Raw genomic sequence first — 13,634 nt, 5'->3', positions numbered from 1 at the left:
CCCGGTGGCGCGTACGGGCGAATGGTCCGTTGCCGGCCGCGTGATTCGTCACACCGCAGAACTAGTTGTATAAGGAAGTGATATAAATTTTCTTGTGACTCGACCGGCGGTAATGAGCATGTCAGCGGAGGATGCCGCGATCGCGGGCGGCTTCGAGAGCCTGTTCGAGGTGCTCCGGCGGCTCACCCCGCGCAGCGGTCTGAGCCTGACCGCCGCGTCCACTCTGTGGCGGCTCTCACACGGCGGCCCACAGCGGCTCTGTGACCTGCACGGCCCCGAGGGCATCTCGCAGCCGGCCATGACCCAGCTGGTCACCCGACTGGAGCGCGAGGGTCTCGCGAAGCGCGGCAGCGATCCCGCCGACGGCCGCGCGGTGGTCGTCAGTGTCACCGACGAGGGCCGCGCCGCGGTGGGTCATCGCCAGGAGGGTCGCGCCCAGGCGCTGGCCGGGTTGCTCGAAGGGCTGTCCGAGGAGGAGTACGCCTCGGTGGCGGCGGCCCTGCCCGCGCTGCGGAAGCTCGTCGAGCTGGCCAAGGGCGGGCCCACCGCCTGAGTCAAATCCGCAACGACGCGGTTCCCCCACCACGGCGTGGCCGACCAACCGCCGCGACAGAAAAGAGAGATTTGTAATGCTTTCCGCGGACCATCCGCGTTACAAGTGGATCGCGCTGTCGAACACGACGCTCGGCACGCTGCTCGCGACCGTCAACGCGTCGATCGTGCTGATCTCGCTGCCGGCGATCTTCAAGGGGATCAACGTCAACCCGCTCGAGCCGGGCAACGTCAGCTACCTGCTGTGGATGCTGATGGGATATCTGCTGGTCACCGCGGTCCTGGTGGTCACGCTCGGCCGGCTCGGCGACATGTTCGGCCGGGTCCGCATCTACAACGCCGGCTTCGCGATCTTCACGGTCACCTCGGTCATCCTGTCGCTCGACCCGTTCGACGGGGGTGGCGGCGCGCTCTGGCTGATCGGCTGGCGGGTGCTGCAGGCGGTCGGCGGCGCGATGCTGATGGCCAACTCGGCCGCGATCATCACGGACGCGTTCTCGGCCAAGCAGCGCGGCATGGCGCTCGGCGTGAACATCGTGTCCGCGCTGGCCGGCTCGTTCATCGGCCTGGTCCTCGGCGGCATCCTCGCCGAGTGGGACTGGCGCTCGATCTTCTGGGTCAACATCCCGCTCGGCCTGCTCGGCACGATCTGGGCGTACCGCTCGCTGCACGACACCGGCGTCCGGCGCAAGTCCAAGATCGACTGGTGGGGCAACGCAACCTTCGCGATCGGGCTCACCGCGGTGCTGGCCTCCATCACGTACGGGATTCAGCCGTACGGCGGACACACCATGGGCTGGACCAACCCGTACGTGCTGACCGGGTTGATCGGCGGCGTCGCGGTTCTGGCCGTGTTCACGATCATCGAGTCGCGGGTCGCGGAGCCGATGTTCCCGCTGAAGCTGTTCAAGAACATCGCGTTCACCAGCGGCAACGGTGCGAACCTGCTGGCCAGCGTGGCCCGTGGCGGTCTGCAGTTCATGCTGATCATCTGGTTGCAGGGGATCTGGCTGCCGCTGCACGGCTACAGCTTCGAGTCGACTCCACTGTGGGCGGGCATCTACCTGGTCCCGATGACCATCGGCTTCCTGGTGGCGGGTCCGGTCGCCGGCGCGCTCTCCGACCGGTTCGGGTCGCGGCTGTTCGCCTCCGGCGGGCTGATCATGATGGCCATCTCGTTCCTCGGCCTGCTGCTGTTGCCCGGCGACTTCAACTACGTGATCTTCGGCTTGCTGATCTTCGTGAACGGTCTGGGCGGCGGGCTCTTCGCGGCGCCGAACACGTCGCTGATCATGTCGAGCGTTCCGGCGCACATGCGGGGCGCGGCGTCCGGCATGCGGGCCACGTTCCAGAACGCCGGACAGGTCCTGTCGATCGGCATCTTCTTCTCGCTCATGGTGGCCGGCCTGGCGAAGGCTCTGCCGGGATCGCTCAACGCCGGCCTGACCGCGCAGGGCGTGCCGGCCGACACCGCGTCGTCGATCGCGCACCTGCCGCCGGTGGGCACGCTGTTCGCGGCGTTCCTCGGCTACAACCCGATCGCCCAGCTCCTCGGTCCGAACGTGCTCGGCTCGCTGCCGAAGGCGAACGCGGACAAGCTGACCGGCCTGGAGTACTTCCCGTCGCTGATCTCCGGCCCGTTCCACGATGGACTGGTGATCGTGTTCTGGCTCGCCATCGCGATGTCGCTGATCGGCGCCGGGTTCTCGCTGCTGCGCAGCCGCAAGCCGGTGGCCCTGCCGGAGCCGTTGGACGGCGGGCTGGAGTCGTCGAACGGCGAGCTCGTGGCCCGCGAGGCGGAGATCGCGGCCGAGCTGTCCGAGGCGGAGCCGCTCAACCCGGCCACAGCCGTGGCCGAGCCCCTGGACGAGGGCGACGACGACGCCGTCCGGTCACGCTGAGCGCTGTGGGGATTCCGGCCGCTCCGGGCGTCGCCGCTCCCCACACCGGGCAGGCACGCATGTTGGTGTGGGGACTCAGACCGCTTCGGGCGTCGGGAATCCCCACACCGCTGCCACCCGCTTAATCCGTGGCCGCGTCCAGGAGGGTCGCGGCGATCGCGCGGGCGGCGACCGCCGGGTCCAGCTCCGGTTCCATCCGGCCGCCGACCATGGCGCCGTCATACAGCAGGAGGAGCTGGCCGGCCAGCGCCGCCGGGTCGTGCGCGCCGGCGTCGGCGGCGAGCTCGGTGAACAGCCCCCGCGTCCAGGCGCGTGACTTCTTCGCCACGTCCTCCGAGACGCTGCCGGGCGGCGACTCCGCAGTAGCGTTGTAGAAGGCGCAGCCGCGGTACTGAGGTTTGACCGTCTGCGAGCTCAGGACGTCGAAGACGCCGAGCAACCGCTCCCGCGGGGAGTCGAATTGCGCGAGCCCCGCCAGCATGCGGGAGCGACGACGCTCGTGCCGGGCTTCGAGATATGCCCGGACCAGCTCGTCCTTACTGCCGAAGGTGCTGTAGAGCGAGGCCTTGGCGACGCCGGCGCGCTCGATGATCCGGTCGATGCCGACCGTGTGCACGCCCTCGGCATAGAACAACTCGTCCGCAGCCGCCAGCAATCGGTCTCGCGCCGAGACCTTGGCGGGTGCGATGGGTGATGCAGCAGACATGCGTTTGACGATAGCAGACAGACCTGTCTAGTGTTGTGCGAACAGACAGATCTGTCTGTCACTTTTCGGGGAGGAAGTCCCATGACCACCGTTGTCGACGCACCGCCTGCCACCCCGGGCTCCCGTCGCCTGTCCCGGCCGGTCGCCTTCGCCGCGATCGCCGCGATCCTGGTGACGTTTGCCGCGGCCTCCGCGGCCCCCTCCCCCCTGTATGTGGTCTACCAGCAGCTCTTCCATTTCTCCGCGATCACGCTGACGTTCATCTTTGCGGTGTACGTGGTCGGCCTGGTCGGAGCGCTGCTCACCCTCGGCGCGCTCTCCGATCACGTGGGGCGCCGGCCGGTGCTCGCCGCGGCCATCGCGCTCGAGGCGGTCTCGCTCATCCTGTTCCTCACCGCCGGTGACGTGACCGTCCTGCTCGTGGCGAGACTGCTGCAGGGCATCGCGACCGGTGCGGCGTTCACCACGCTCGGCGCCACCCTGGTGGACCTGAACCCGCCGCACTCGCCTGGTCGCGCCGGTCTGATCAACGGCATCGCGCCGACCACCGGTCTGTCGATCGGCGCGCTCGGCTGTGGGTTCCTGGTCCAGTTCGGTCCCGCGCCCACCCACCTGATCTGGGGCCTGCTGCTGGCCGCCATGATTCTCGCCGGCATCTCGCTGGCCGGGATCCCGGAGACGTCGGCGCGTAAGCCGGGCGCGAAGGCCTCGCTCGCGCCGAAGGCCAAGGTGCCCAGCCACCTGCGCGGTGACTTCCTCGCCATCGTGCCGATCATCATCGCCAGCTGGGCGATCGCCGGGCTGTACCTGGCCCTCGGCCCGTCCGTCGCGGCCTCGGTCTTCGGGCTGACCAACCACGTGATCGGCGGCCTGGTCGTCACGCTGCTCTGCGCCAGCGGTGCGATCACCTCGTTCGCCATGCGCAAGCTGCGTCCGCAGACCGTGCTGGCGCTCGCCGGGACGTTCCTGACCGTCGGTGGCCTGGTGGGCGTGCTCGGCGTCCAGGTCGAGAACATCTGGGTCGCCGCCGTCGGAGCCGTGTTGTCCGGCATCGGATTCGGTGCCGCGGCGCTGGCCCAGTTCGGCGCGGTCGCGGCCATGGCCGCCCCGCACGAGCGTGGTGAGCTGCTCGCCGTCGCGCTGACCGTGGCGTACGTGGCCTTCAGTATCCCGGCCGTGATCGCCGGGTTCGCCGACACCTCGTACGGGCTGCACAGCACGGCGTTGGTCTACGGCCTCGGGGTGGCGGTGCTCAGCGCTCTGGCGCTCGGCGCCCAGGCCCTGCGGAAGCGCAACACGCAGCGCCTCGCCTAGCTCTTTCGTGACGCCCCGGCGTGGGCGGTCCCCTTTGGGGCCGTCCACGCCGCAGCATATGGGGGCGTAACGGACACGAGAGGCTGGCATGAGAAGACTTCTGGCGGCGGCCACCACGATTGCCCTGGTGATGGTCGGGGCTGCGGCGACCGGCGCCCAGGCCGAGCAGGTGCGCGTCCGGACCCCGTACACGCCGATCAAATGGGGGGCGTGCACGGACCCGACGCTGCGGGCCCACCAGGCGGAGTGCGGTTTCGCCAGCGTGCCGCTCGACTACGCGAAGCCGGACGGCAAGCGGATCGAGCTGGCCGTCTCGCGGGTCAAGCACACCGTGCCGGACGCCAAGTACCAGGGCGTCATGCTGGTCAACCCGGGCGGGCCGGGCGGGAAGGGCTTCGGACTGTCCGTGGTCGGTTCGCTGGTGCCCGAGGGAGCCGGGGCGGCGTACGACTGGATCGGGTTTGACCCTCGGGGTGTCGGCGCCAGCAAGCCGTCGCTGAGCTGCGACAGCGACTACGCCGGGTACAACCGGCCGCGGTACGTGCCGTCCACCGCGTCGATCGAGAAGACGTGGCTGCAGCGGACCGAGGCGTACGCGAAGGATTGCGCGAAAGCCGGCGGCGATCTGCTCGAGCATCTCAAGACGCTGGACACCGTGCGCGACATGGACCTGATCCGGCAGCTGCTCGGCGCCCGCCAGATCAACTTCTACGGCTACTCGTACGGGACGTACCTCGGTCAGGTCTACGCCACGCGCTACCCGGAGCGGGTGCGGCGGATGGTGCTCGACGGCGTGGTCAACCCGGCCCGGGTCTGGTACGACGCCAATCTGGACCAGGACTTCGCGTTCGACCGCAACATGAAGGTCTACTTCGGCTGGATCGCCAAGAACGACAAGGTGTACGGCCTCGGCAATACCGTGCACGCGGTGCAGCGCCGCTTCGACACCGAACAGAGCCGCCTGGCCACCAAGCCGGCCGGCGGGGTGATCGGCCCGTCCGAGCTCACCGACGTGTTCCTGCAGGCCGGTTACTACGTCTTCGACTGGGCGAAGATCGCGAGCGCGTTCAGCACCTGGGTGCACAAGCGGGACGCCGCCCCGATGAAGGCGCTCTACGACGCGAACAACCCGCGGACCAAGGACGCCGACAACAACTACGCGGTCTACCTGGCCGTGCAGTGCACCGACGTGGCCTGGCCGCGGAGCTGGACAAAGTGGACCTCGGACAACTGGGAGATGCACCGCAAGGCGCCGTTCGAGACCTGGGCCAACGCCTGGTACAACGCGCCCTGCCTGGACTGGGCAGCGAAGCCCGGCATCCCGGCCAACGTGTCCGGTGAGACCGTGCCCCCGGTGCTGCTGATCAGCGAGACGAAGGACGCGGCGACCCCGTTCAGCGGCGCCCTCGAGGTGCGCAAACGGTTCCCGCGGTCGGTGCTGGTCGAGGGGGTCGGCGGCACCACGCACGCCGGGTCGTTGTTCGGCGCCGCGTGTGTGGACAGCACGATCGCCAAGTACCTGGCCACCGGCGCCCTGCCGAAGCGGCGCGGCGGCGAGCGGTCGGACAAGCGCTGCGACCCGATCCCGCCGCCGGCCGCCGCTATGGTGCCGGTCACAGCCGAACATGGTGATCTTCGTCGGGAGGTCCTGGGTCGGTGAGATAGACTGGTGCCCGCGAAGGGGAGTAGCTCCTAACGTCGCGGTCGACATGCTGACGCCCGGTTCTCTGGTGTCCGGCCGCACGGCCTCCAAACGAGGCGAGCGAGACCTTCGGCTTGGTCGTTGTGCACATGACGGCCGGGTCGAGGTCGCCCTGCGCAACTTCTCCCCGGTCCTCGATACCGGGAGTCACCGTTGAATGGATTCGTCGCCGCGCTGGTGCTCAGCTTCGGCGTGATCTTCGTGGCTGAGCTGGGCGACAAGTCACAGCTCATGGCCCTGACCTTCGCGACCCGATTCAAGCCCTGGCCGGTGCTCGTCGGCATCACCGCGGCCACCGCCCTGGTCCACGCGGTGTCGGTGGGCATCGGCTACGGGCTCGGCGCCACCCTGCCGACCGGGTGGATCTCGCTGATCGCCGGCGTCGCCTTCCTGATCTTCGGAGCCTGGACGCTGCGCGGTGACGAGCTCACCGAGGAGGAGAAGGGCAAGGCCGAACGCACCACCGGCTCGGCCATCCTCGCCGTCGGCGGCGCGTTCTTCCTGGCCGAGCTCGGCGACAAGACGATGCTCGCGACGATTACGCTGGCCACTCAGCACGGCTGGTTCGGCACCTGGCTGGGCTCGACGCTCGGCATGGTCGTGGCGGACGCGCTCGCCATCCTGGTCGGCCGCCTTCTCGGTCGCCACCTGCCGGAAAAGTTCATCAAGTACGGTGCGGCCGTACTCTTCGCTATCTTCGGCATCTGGTTGATCGTGGAAGGCTTCATCAAGGTGCTCTAGGGGGCTGGACGGCATGGTGCAGTACCGAGCCGAGTTCGACGCGGAGATCACTTTCGCGAGCGGCGGCGACCTGCGGACGCGGGGTTTCCGGTTGACGGTGCCCAGCGCCGACGCGACGCATGCCGAGATCACCCGGCTCTTCGTCGAGGCGCTGGGCCGGCCGGCGGCCGAGAGTGTCGAGATCACCGGCCTGCGCGTGTTCGAGGAGGAGGGCGTGCCGGTGGGCGCGCCCAACCCGGTGCGCATGCGCTTCGTCGAGCTCAACCACGTGATCAGCGGCGGGATGCCGACGTTCCCGGGGCTGCCCGGGCCGATCGTCGAGGAGCACGAGACCTGGGAGCAGTCGCGCTCGCACTACGCCGAGGGCACCGAGTTCAGCGTCGACCGGATCACCATGGTCGGACAGACCGGTACGTACGTGGACAGTCCCCGGCATCGCTACCGCGGCGGCACCGACCTGGCCGGCCTGCCGCTGGAACGGCTCGCCGACCTGCCCGCGGTCGTGCTCCGGCTGGCCGGCACCGGTCGCCGCGTGGTCGAGGCGGCCGATCTCGAACCGCTCACCGTGGCGGGCCGGGCGGTGTTACTGCACACCGGTAACGATCGTCACTTCGGCACCCCGCAGTACACGACGGACGCGCCCTATCTCACCGCCGAGGGCGCGGCGCTGCTGGTGGAACGCGGCGCCGCGCTGGTCGGCATCGACTCGATCAACATCGACGAGATGACCCCGAACGGCGAGCGTCCCGTGCACACGGTGCTGCTGGCGGCCGGCATCCCGATCGTCGAGCACCTGACCAACCTCGCCGAGCTGCCGCCTACCGGCGCCCGATTCACCGCGGTGCCGCCCAGGATCACCGCTTTCGGCACCTTTCCCGTACGCGCGTACGCCTCCCTGCCGTACTTCGAACCGCACGACCACACCCGGTCCGCGGGCTGGCAACCGACGACATGAGTGAGAGTGGAGCGGCCATCGCGATGGCGGCCGCCCGGTTCCAGCTCGGTGACGCGGCGGCCGCGGCCGAGCTGCTCGCTCCGGTGCTGGCCGCCGAGCCGGACAACGTCCGCGCCCTGGTCCTGATGACGCACGCCCAGCTCGCGCTGAAGAAGCCGGAACTGGCGTACGAGTCGGCGTACCGGGCGGTGGAGGTCGCGCCCGAGTCGGCCGAGGCGCTCAGCGCGCTCAGCCGGGCGTTCACCGGGCTGGACCGGCACTACGAGGCGGTCGAGCTGGCGCTGCAGGCGGCCCGGATCGAACCGGAGAACGCCTACCGGCACAACCGGCTGGCCTGGGCCATGCTCGGCGACGGCCGCCGTGCCGTGGAGGCGGAGCACGCCGCCCGCCAGGCCGTGGCGCTGGACCCGAACGAGGCCGACTTCCGGATCACCTACGCGATCGGCGATCGTCGCCGGGGTGGGCGTGCTGATGCTGCTGACCGCGACGGCGGCGCCCCGGCCGTGGCTGTCCTGGCTGCTCGGGCTGGCCGCGGCGGGCGGGTTCGCGGCGCGGCTGCTGACCGTGTCGGCGTCGAACGCGCACGTGCGGTCGGCCGGCATCGACGTGCCCCGGGTCAGCGTGGCCACGCTCTGGATCGTCGCCGCCGGGTGCGGCACGATCGGGCTGCTTTTCCTGGTGGGCGGGCTGGGCGACGCCAGTCTGGTGCTGCTGGGAGCGGGGGTGGTGCTGCTCGGGGTGGCCGCGATGGCCTTCGCCACCCTGGTCCGCCGCCGGCGTACGCGGGTCCGCACCTAGGCCCCCCTAAGGCGACTTTTCCGGAAATCACCTCATAAAGCGATCGGGACGTCCGACGATGTCCGTGTGACCGCCTACCCCGGACCCGGCCGATGACGGATCGTGCCCCCGCCGCGGCCCGGACCGATCTCGGTGTCGCGCGCGCGGCGGCGCTCTACGAACAGTCCGACTTCGAGCGGGCCCGGACGATCCTCGAGCCGGTGCTCAACAACCTGCCCGACTCGGCCGACGGCTGGATCCTGATGGCCCGGCTAAAGCTCGAACTCGCCCAGCCGGACCAGGCGCTGGAGGCGGCGACCCGGGCGATGCCGCTCGCCCCCGAGGACTCCCGGCCGCTCGCGCTGGCCAGCCGCGCGCTCACGCTGCTCGGCCGGCACGAGGAAGCCATCAACATGGCCTACCGGGCGGTCGTCTCCGACCCGCGTAACCCGCTGTGGCACGACCGGATCGCCTGGGCGCTGATCTCCGCCGACCGGCAGATCTCGGACGCCGAGCAGGCCGCCCGCACGGCGATCGGGCTGGCCCCCGACGAGGCGCACCACCACTTCACGCACGGCGTCGCGCTGGAGCAGCTCGGGCACATCGATCAGGCCCGGCAGGCGCTGCTCACCTCGCTGCGGATGGAACCGGGCAACCCGGTCGCCCAGCACCGGCTGGCCGTGCTCAACGGCGAGGCCCAGCCGGAACATCCGGAGAAGAAGAAGCGCGGCGGCTGGAAGATGTTCGGGAAGCGGTGAGTTCTTTGCGGGTGCGGGACTTGATGCCGAGCCAGAACACCCAGCCGGTGCCGATGATGAAGCCGAAGCTGATCAGGCGGTAGAGCACCACGGCGGCGGTGGCGGAGGTGCCGTTCATGCCGCTCGCGACCAGGCCGAGGATGAGCGCGCCGTCGACCACGCCCAGGCCGCCCGGCACGATCGGGACGCTCGCGGCGGCCATCCCGGCGCAGTAGGCGATCACCAGGTGCACCGGGTTGATGCTGCCGGCCCCCACCGCGACGCAGCACAGCCACAGGCACAGCGCGTCGAACAGCCAGTTCAGCAGCGCCAGGACGACGGCCAGCACGAAGTTGACCGGATGCACCCGCACCTCGCGCAGCTGGTCCACGAACGCCATCAGGGTGTCGTGCCCCTGCCGGGCGGGACGCCGGCGGATCCGGTTCACGCCGCCCAGGACGAACCGGACCGGCGGATCCAGCCATTCCGGGTGCTCGGCCACGAGGCGTACGCCAAAAGCGATCACGACGGCACCCACGCCGTACGCCACCAGGGTGTGCCAGCTGTCGGCGTCGCGGGTGAGCAGGCCGCCGGCCGCGCCGATCACCACCAGCGCACCGGTCGACAGCACGCCGCTGAGCGCGATGCACCAGGACGCCACCGCCGCCGAGGCGCCGTAGTTGCGCATGCGGTGGAAGTTGAACGAGGTGGAGAAGACCGGGCCGCCGGGCAGGGTCGAGCTGATCGAGTGGGCCGCGTACGCCGTGGCGATGTGCCGGGAGATCTTGACCTTGGTGCCGGCCCCGCGTAACAGGGTGCGCTGCATCCGGGCGAACATGCCCATCGAGGCGATCTCGGCGGCGAGCGCGGCCACCACCCACCCCCAGCGCGGCTCGCGGAGCTGGGTGAACGCGCCCACCAGCGAGCGCCAGCCGATGCACAGCTCGACGCCGATCACTACCAACGCGAGCACGGCCACGGCTGGTCCCCGTCGCCACCACGGCGGAGGGTCGGTCGCGGGCCGGGCGCTCTCCTGCTGCACGGCCATCGGAACAATGCTCGCATTCCCCGGTGGGCCGTGCGGCCGATCAGCGGGTGTAGGCCAGGAGATTGAGATCACGCAGGCCGGGCGGCTCGTCCGCCGCCAGCACCAGCGTGTTGTCCGCGCCGATCAGCCAGAGGCGCGTCCGGTCCGCCGTCACCGTGCGGATCAGCAGCTCACCGTCCGGGGTGGCGACCTCGCCGATGACCGTTCCGCGGACCGGGAGGGTGGCCTGCGGCGCCGGGGTCCGGGTCATCGTCGGCTCGGGCGTGCTGCCGTTCGCCGACCAATGCAGGCTCTTGGTCTCGAGGTCGTCGGGCAGCCGGGTGATCGCCCCCGAGCCCACGTCGACGACCGCGGGCGTGTCCAGGTCGACCAGCACGCGGTCGCCGGTGGGTGACCACACCGGCGGCTGGTCGGTGGTGGTCACGCCGTCCGCGACCCGCTCGGCCCGGCCGTCCTCGGTGTCCCGCACCACCAGGGCGCCGTCGTCCGTATACGCGATCTTGTCGCCGTCGGGCGAGACCCCGACCGGCGAGGGGGCGTCCGACAGCACGGTCTCGACCGTGCGGTCGCCGGGGGAGAGGCGTAGCACGTCCGGGTTGTCGCCGGGCCGCTCGTAGAAGACGTGACCGGGCAGGTCGGCCAGCGCACTCGACGGGATCCGCCGGGCATCGCGGGATCGGCTCGGCGAGGGTCGCGGCGAGGCCACCGAACGGGTCGGGTGGTACGGGGAGGCGTACGCGTGGGACTCCTTGGCCGGGCCCGAGGTGGGCTGGGCCGGGCCGGGGGAGAGCGCCGGCAGCGCTCCGGAGGGCGCGTCGGTGACGCGTGCCGGCAGCCACCACAGGCCGCTGGTCAGCGCGGCGAGGGCGAGCACGGCGGCGGTGCCCCCCACGGTGGCCTCGCGGCGGGCGATGCGGCGAGACCGGCGGATAGCCCGGTCGTAGAGGTCGGCAGGCTCGACCGTGCCGGCCAGCTCGTGCAGCGACTCGCGCAGGTCGCCGTGCTGCTCAGAGGTCATCGGCCGGGCTCCGGTGTTCGGGCACCAGCGTGCGCAGCTTGTCCAGCGCGCGACCGGTCTGCGTCTTGACCGTGCTGATCGAGACTCCGAGCAGCTGGGCAGCCTCGGCCTCGGTGTGATCCTCGAAATAGCGCAGCACGATGACCGCGCGTTGCTTGGCGCTCAGCGTGAGCAGCGCCCGCTGCAGCGCGAGCCGCTGCACCGCCGCCTCGGTGGGGTCGTCGAAGCCGCCCGCGGACGGGTCCAGCTCGCCGGGCAGCACCTCGGCCACCTTCGGCCGGCGCCACAGCGAGACCTGCGCGTGGTACATGACCTTCCGCGCGTACGCCTCGGCGTTCTCCGCCCGCTCCAGCCGCGCCCACGCCCGATGGGTGCGGGCCAGTGCCTCCTGCACCAGGTCCTCGGCGAGGTGCTGGTCGCCGGTCAGCAGGTACGCCGAGCGCAACAACGCGTGTGTCCGGGTACGGACGAAGAGCGCGTAGTCGGCCTCGCGGGCGTCCATGCGGAGATGTCCGATCGGGGAGTGCGGGGAGACGTGAGCGTACCGTCGCGGCTCAACCACCGTGCCGTCGCTCACGTCTCCCCCTCCGCCGTTCGCCGTTCGATGCCTCCCCGTGTGGGCACCGCGCGGCACATCTTCAGACGCGCATGCGTCGATGGACGGACGACGGCCGTTCGGCCCAATTCCGGCTCGACCGTTCGGGCACCCGGCGGTTTCCACTAGCGTGGGATGGGCAATCCGGACCTGTTTGCAAGGGCGATCGCGCCCGGGAGGACGGAGGACGCGCATGGCACGAGCTCGAATCGTGGTCGTCGGGGCCGGTTTCGCCGGTTTCACGGTGGCGCGCGAACTGCTCAAGCTGGCTCGCGGCGGCGCGGAGATCGTCGTCATCAACCCCACCGACTACTTCCTCTACCTGCCGCTGCTGCCCGAGGTCGCGACCGGGATCCTGGAGCCGCGCCGGATCAGCGTGTCGCTGGCCGCCACCCTGCCGGAGGCGCAGGTCATCCTGGGCCACGTCGACGATTTCGACCTGGACGGGCGCACGGTCACCTACCGGGATCCGGACGGCGCGCTCGCCACGATCGGCTACCACCGGCTGGTGATCGCCGCGGGCAGCGTGAACAAGCTGCTGCCGGTGCCCGGGGTCGCCGAGTTCGCGCACGGCTTCCGCGGCATCCCGGAGGCGCTCTACCTGCGCGACCACATCACCCGGCAGATCGAGATGGCGGCCAACGCCACCGACGCGGCCGAGCAGGCCGCCCGCTGCACCTTCGTGGTCTCCGGCGCGGGGTACACCGGGACCGAGGTGGCCGCGCAGGGCGTGCTCTACACGGACACGCTGGTCAAGAAGTTCCCGGCGCTCTGGGGCAAGCCACGCTGGCTGCTGCTCGACACGGCCGACCGGGTGCTGCCGACGCTCGACGAGCGGCTCGGCACCGCGGCCGACGACGTGCTGCGCGAGCGCGGCGTCGAGGTCCTGATGCGGACGAGCGTCAAGGAGGCCACCGCGGACGGCGTGCTGCTGTCCACCGGGGAGATGCTGCCGACGAAGTCGCTGATCTGGTGCGTGGGGGTGCGGCCCGACCCGGTCGTCGCGGGGCTGAGCCTGCCGCTGGAGCAGGGCCGGCTGGTCGTCGACGAGTTCCTCAACGTGCCCGGTCACCCGGACGTGTACGCGATCGGCGATGCGGCCGCGGTGCCCGACCTGACCCGGCCGGGTGAAATCACCGGGATGACCGCGCAGCACGCGACCCGGCAGGGCAAGACCGCGGCCAAGAACATCGCGGCCTCGTACGGGCAGGGCAGCCGTCGCCCGTACCGGCATCACGATCTGGGTTTCGTGGTCGACCTCGGCGGCCTGGACTCGGCGGCCAATCCGGTGGGCGTCCCGCTGAAGGGCCTTCCGGCCAAGGTGGTGACCAGGGGTTATCACTTGCTGTCGATGCCCGGGAACCGGGTGCGGGTGGCGGCCGACTGGCTGCTGGACGCGGTCCTGCCGCGGCAGGGTGTCCAGCTCGGACTGGTGCCGAGCGAGGCCGTTCCGCTGGACAGCGCCGCCCCGAACACCGGGATGACGGCAGCCAAATAAGATCGTCAATAACGAGACGCGCGACACATTCCCTGGTCAGGGCATATAAGTGATCTTTGATTGTCCCTAGCATCGACGGCTATAGCCGAG

The 13,634-nt window shown here is 70.5% G+C and carries 13 protein-coding genes; 9 read left to right on the top strand and 4 right to left on the bottom strand.

Going from position 1 to position 13,634, the window contains the following annotated elements:
* Window positions 1–118 precede the first annotated feature (118 nt).
* Both HH310_RS28040 and HH310_RS28035 read left to right on the top strand, forming a co-directional pair.
* The gene (locus tag HH310_RS28040; protein ID WP_248294486.1) at window positions 119–553 is read left to right on the top strand and encodes a MarR family winged helix-turn-helix transcriptional regulator; all 435 of its coding nucleotides are present in this window, start codon (window positions 119–121) and stop codon (window positions 551–553) included.
* A gap of 76 nt (window positions 554–629) precedes the next feature.
* A complete protein-coding gene (locus HH310_RS28035; RefSeq protein ID WP_169178664.1) occupies window positions 630–2,453 on the top strand; it encodes an MFS transporter in 1,824 nt (607 codons plus the stop codon).
* A 121-nt stretch (window positions 2,454–2,574) separates the two neighbouring features.
* Here HH310_RS28035 and HH310_RS28030 read toward each other — a convergent pair whose 3' ends face one another.
* Complete coding sequence (locus HH310_RS28030; RefSeq protein ID WP_169178663.1) at window positions 2,575–3,159, bottom strand: TetR/AcrR family transcriptional regulator; 585 nt, start codon at window positions 3,157–3,159, stop codon at window positions 2,575–2,577.
* Window positions 3,160–3,240: 81 nt separating this feature from the next.
* Here HH310_RS28030 and HH310_RS28025 point away from each other — a divergent pair, with 81 nt between their 5' ends.
* The 6 genes from HH310_RS28025 to HH310_RS28000 all read left to right on the top strand — a co-directional run bounded on the left by HH310_RS28025 (window position 3,241) and on the right by HH310_RS28000 (window position 9,406).
* Window positions 3,241–4,473 carry an MFS transporter gene (locus HH310_RS28025; protein ID WP_169178662.1) on the top strand — a complete coding sequence of 411 codons (1,233 nt, stop codon included), beginning with the start codon at window positions 3,241–3,243 and terminating at the stop codon, window positions 4,471–4,473.
* Between the two features lie 88 nt (window positions 4,474–4,561).
* The gene (locus HH310_RS28020) at window positions 4,562–6,133 is read left to right on the top strand and encodes an alpha/beta hydrolase (protein ID WP_169178661.1); all 1,572 of its coding nucleotides are present in this window, start codon (window positions 4,562–4,564) and stop codon (window positions 6,131–6,133) included.
* A 195-nt stretch (window positions 6,134–6,328) separates the two neighbouring features.
* Window positions 6,329–6,916 carry a TMEM165/GDT1 family protein gene (locus tag HH310_RS28015; protein ID WP_169178660.1) on the top strand — a complete coding sequence of 196 codons (588 nt, stop codon included), beginning with the start codon at window positions 6,329–6,331 and terminating at the stop codon, window positions 6,914–6,916.
* A 13-nt stretch (window positions 6,917–6,929) separates the two neighbouring features.
* Window positions 6,930–7,871: a cyclase family protein gene (locus HH310_RS28010; protein ID WP_169178659.1), complete on the top strand. Its 942-nt coding sequence runs from the start codon at window positions 6,930–6,932 to the stop codon at window positions 7,869–7,871.
* Window positions 7,872–8,330: 459 nt separating this feature from the next.
* Window positions 8,331–8,669, top strand: a complete 339-nt coding sequence (locus HH310_RS28005) for a hypothetical protein (protein WP_169178658.1) — start codon at window positions 8,331–8,333, stop codon at window positions 8,667–8,669.
* A gap of 92 nt (window positions 8,670–8,761) precedes the next feature.
* The gene (locus HH310_RS28000) at window positions 8,762–9,406 is read left to right on the top strand and encodes a tetratricopeptide repeat protein (RefSeq protein ID WP_169178657.1); all 645 of its coding nucleotides are present in this window, start codon (window positions 8,762–8,764) and stop codon (window positions 9,404–9,406) included.
* Here HH310_RS28000 and HH310_RS27995 read toward each other — a convergent pair.
* Genes HH310_RS27995 through HH310_RS27985 form a run of 3 tightly spaced genes read right to left on the bottom strand, consistent with a single transcriptional unit; the run spans window position 9,333 to window position 11,953 of the window.
* Window positions 9,333–10,433, bottom strand: a complete 1,101-nt coding sequence (locus HH310_RS27995; protein WP_169178656.1) for a YbhN family protein — start codon at window positions 10,431–10,433, stop codon at window positions 9,333–9,335. The genes HH310_RS28000 and HH310_RS27995 overlap by 74 nt on opposite strands.
* A gap of 40 nt (window positions 10,434–10,473) precedes the next feature.
* Window positions 10,474–11,451 (bottom strand): hypothetical protein, encoded by a 978-nt coding sequence (locus HH310_RS27990; protein ID WP_169178655.1) that lies wholly within the window; start codon window positions 11,449–11,451, stop codon window positions 10,474–10,476.
* The gene (locus HH310_RS27985) at window positions 11,441–11,953 is read right to left on the bottom strand and encodes a SigE family RNA polymerase sigma factor (protein WP_169178722.1); all 513 of its coding nucleotides are present in this window, start codon (window positions 11,951–11,953) and stop codon (window positions 11,441–11,443) included. Before HH310_RS27985 ends, HH310_RS27990 begins: the two co-directional genes overlap by 11 nt.
* Window positions 11,954–12,239: 286 nt before the next feature.
* On the opposite strand from HH310_RS27985, the gene HH310_RS27980 reads away from it, so the two are divergent.
* Window positions 12,240–13,544 (top strand): NAD(P)/FAD-dependent oxidoreductase, encoded by a 1,305-nt coding sequence (locus HH310_RS27980; RefSeq protein WP_169178654.1) that lies wholly within the window; start codon window positions 12,240–12,242, stop codon window positions 13,542–13,544.
* The last annotated feature ends 90 nt before the right edge of the window (window positions 13,545–13,634 follow it).

Origin of the sequence: Actinoplanes sp. TBRC 11911, from assembly GCF_012933445.1 — a bacterium.
GTDB lineage: Bacteria > Actinomycetota > Actinomycetes > Mycobacteriales > Micromonosporaceae > Actinoplanes.
This window is presented reverse-complemented; position numbering and strand designations above follow the sequence as displayed.